The organism is uncultured Campylobacter sp. (genome assembly GCF_938045535.1).
Taxonomy (GTDB): Bacteria; Campylobacterota; Campylobacteria; order Campylobacterales; family Campylobacteraceae; genus Campylobacter_B.
The window spans coordinates 1-2862 of the sequence record NZ_CALIMQ010000058.1 but is presented as its reverse complement, the minus strand read 5'-3'; the positions used below and the strand labels follow the sequence as shown (position 1 = coordinate 2862).

At 48.0% G+C, this 2862-nt stretch carries 3 protein-coding genes; all 3 read left to right on the top strand.

Translation table 11 applies throughout. The features are described 5' to 3' along the window. Window positions 1-907: polysaccharide biosynthesis C-terminal domain-containing protein (locus Q0095_RS02140; protein ID WP_297880934.1), on the top strand; the 907-nt coding region annotated here is incomplete at its 5' end. Next, on the top strand, window positions 904-2526 hold the full coding sequence (locus Q0095_RS02135) for a Coenzyme F420 hydrogenase/dehydrogenase, beta subunit C-terminal domain (protein WP_297880933.1): 1623 nt from the start codon (window positions 904-906) through the stop codon (window positions 2524-2526). The genes Q0095_RS02140 and Q0095_RS02135, both read left to right, overlap by 4 nt. Next, the coding region (locus Q0095_RS02130) for a hypothetical protein (RefSeq protein ID WP_297880932.1) at window positions 2523-2862 on the top strand (340 nt) is incomplete at its 3' end. The genes Q0095_RS02135 and Q0095_RS02130, both read left to right, overlap by 4 nt.

The following is a 2862-nucleotide window of genomic DNA, read 5'->3' as shown; positions in this document are numbered from 1 at the left end:
CTGCAAGCGTAAAGTCTCGCCCGTGATGAGCGTGCGAAATTTCGACGCCCCCACGCTTAAGCAAATTTTTGGCTACTCGTTTTTTATATTTTTAGGCATCGTAGTCGATCAAGTAAACTGGAATGTCGATAATTTTATCTTAGGCGCGGTCGCAGGCGCTACAGCGGTCTCCACGTATGCCGTAGCAAGCACGATAAATGCCACTTTCGTCACGCTTTCGCTCACCATTAGCGGCGTAATGCTTCCTAAAATCGCCAAAATGGTCTCTGCCAACTCCACCGATTCCGAGCTTAGCGCGGAATTTATCAAAATAGGCAGGCTGCAATTTTACGTGATATTTTTTATCGCGTCGCTTTTGGTGATTTTTGGGCGAGAGTTTATCGTGCTATGGGCTGGCGCAAATTATGAAATTTCATACGCAATCGCGCTTATTTTGGTGCTTCCAGTAAGCGTGCCGTTGATTCAAAATTTAGGCTTAGCCGTGCTTCAGGCAAAAAACAAAGTCAAATTTCGCTCAATCGCCGCGTTTTGCGTCACGCTCGTGAACATCGCTATTTCTATCCCGCTAGCTAAGGCTTACGGTGGCGTGGGCGCTGCGTGCGGCACGGCTTTTGCGATCACCTTGCTAAATATCTGCGTGATGAATATCTACTATGCTCGTGTAATCGGACTTGACATCGCTAAATTTTGGCGAAATATCGGCGCGATGGTAGTAAAATTTGCTCCCGCAATCGCAGCAAGCCTAGTGATAAATTATGCATTAGACTTGCACGGAGTGAGCTTTTTGCTAATTTGCGGCGGGCTTTATTCGGCTATGTTTGTGCTAAGCGCGTATTTTTGGGCGATGAACGACTATGAGCGCGCGATTTTTGGTGGCATTGCAGCTAAGATAAGGAGGCGGGCTTGAGCTTCAATGTAATTAGCGAAGTGGTTACGAAAGACCGCTGTATCGGCTGCGGCGTCTGCGCGAGCAGCTGTCCTTTTAGCGTGCTAAAAATGCGGCTTGGAGGCAATGGATTTTACGCGCCCGAGGAGGGCGAAGGGTGCCGCGACAAATGCGACATCTGCCTAAAAGTCTGCCCGTTTTACGAAAAAGACACGCTTGAAAACGAGCTAAATTCTAAATCATACTCAGAGCTGGAAAGCTTTAGTCCTGATTTTGGCAGATTTTTAGCCACTTACAAATTCTACAAAAAAGATGAAGCGCAGCGCTTAAGCAGTGCAAGCGGCGGCGCGGGAGATTATATTTTTCGCGAGCTTTTTGCGCGCGGGCTCATTGATTACGCGATTTGCGCTGTGCCTGCGGACGAGGGGGATTTTATAGCCCAAAATTCCAAACGTGATTTTTCTGCCTGCAATAATTTAGCGCAGCCACAGAATTTGCAAAATTCCGTAACCAAAAATTCCGAACAGAATTCCACAATTCCGAATTTAACGCAGAATTTGGCGGATGATGATTCTATAAATTTTACGAGTGCGCAAAATTCCTTTTGCGAAAATTTTACGCAGAATTCCATGCAGAATTTTACAAATGAAAATTTCGCGCAGAATTCTAAAGCTTCTTATGAAAATTCCGTATCAGCACAGAATTTTGCCTGCGAGAATTCCAAAAACGCGCGAAATTATGCGGGCGAAAATTCCGTGCCGCTATTTAAATTTAGCGTGATAAAAAATGCTGGTGAGCTTACTCGTGCGCGCTCGTCCGCTTACTATCCGTTCACGCTTGAAGCAGTGCTAAAAGAGATGTCGCGCTGCGAGGGTAGATACGCGATCAGCGCGCTGCCGTGCTTTGCTAAGGCTTTAAGGCTTGCTGCGAGTAAAAATCCGCGCCTCAAATCCCGCATAAGCTTTATTATCGGGCTGGTTTGCGGACAGGGCAAGGGTGCTGGTTTTACGCATAAGCTGGCAGATCTTGCGTTTAAAGAGCGTAAGCAGCTCGCGGCGGTTAATTACAGATATAAAATCGCGGGCAAAAGTGCGATGAGCTTTGGCTTTAAATTTCGCGCTGCAGACGGCAGTGAGGCGATAGACGATCGCAGTAGTAGCGCCTTTGCATACTGGAGCTCGCGCGCTTTTACGCCGCTTGCGTGCAACGCCTGCACCGACGTTTTTGCCAAATGCGCCGACGTCGTGCTGATGGATGCGTGGCTGCAAAGCGAAATGAGCGAGTGGCGCGGCACATCGCTCGTAATTACGCGCGCAGCTCAGATCGACGCGCTATTTTCGCAGCCTACGAAGCAGGCGTGCGAGGCGATTTTTTGCGAGCGGATATCCGCAGCAGAGGTGCAGCGCTCGCAGAAAAGCCAGGTGGAGTGCAAAAACGAAATTTTCTATGGCGCGAAAAACCCGCTTAGGCGTTACATCTTGCGCCAGAAGCTTCAGATCCAGCGATATAGCGCTACGCATTTTGATTGTGATGATTTCATCGCTGCTAGGCTTAAAAAAATTGCCGCGGCAAATAAAGTGCTAGCGCTTTTGGCGCTACCAAAGATCGCGGCATATAAAATTTATAGGAAGTTTGCATGAAGATCGGGATTTTTACCCTACCGCTAGTGAATAATTACGGCGGAATTTTACAAACTTACGCGCTAAGCCGCGTGCTAGTGGGGCTTGGGCATGAGCCGTGGCTCATAAACTTGCGCCTACAAAGAAGTAAACTATCGATTGCGTATCTTAAATTTTTAGTGGCATGCGCGCTTAAAAAGGAGCTTTGCGGCGCGAAATTTAATCCCTCTTACGAGCGCGATACTAGCGAGTTTGTGGCGGAAAATATCCCCTTAACCGCGCCTGTTTGCACGCCTGCGGATTTAAAGGCGCTGTGCGAGAAAGAACGCTTTGAAGCGGTGATTTTAGGAAGCGATC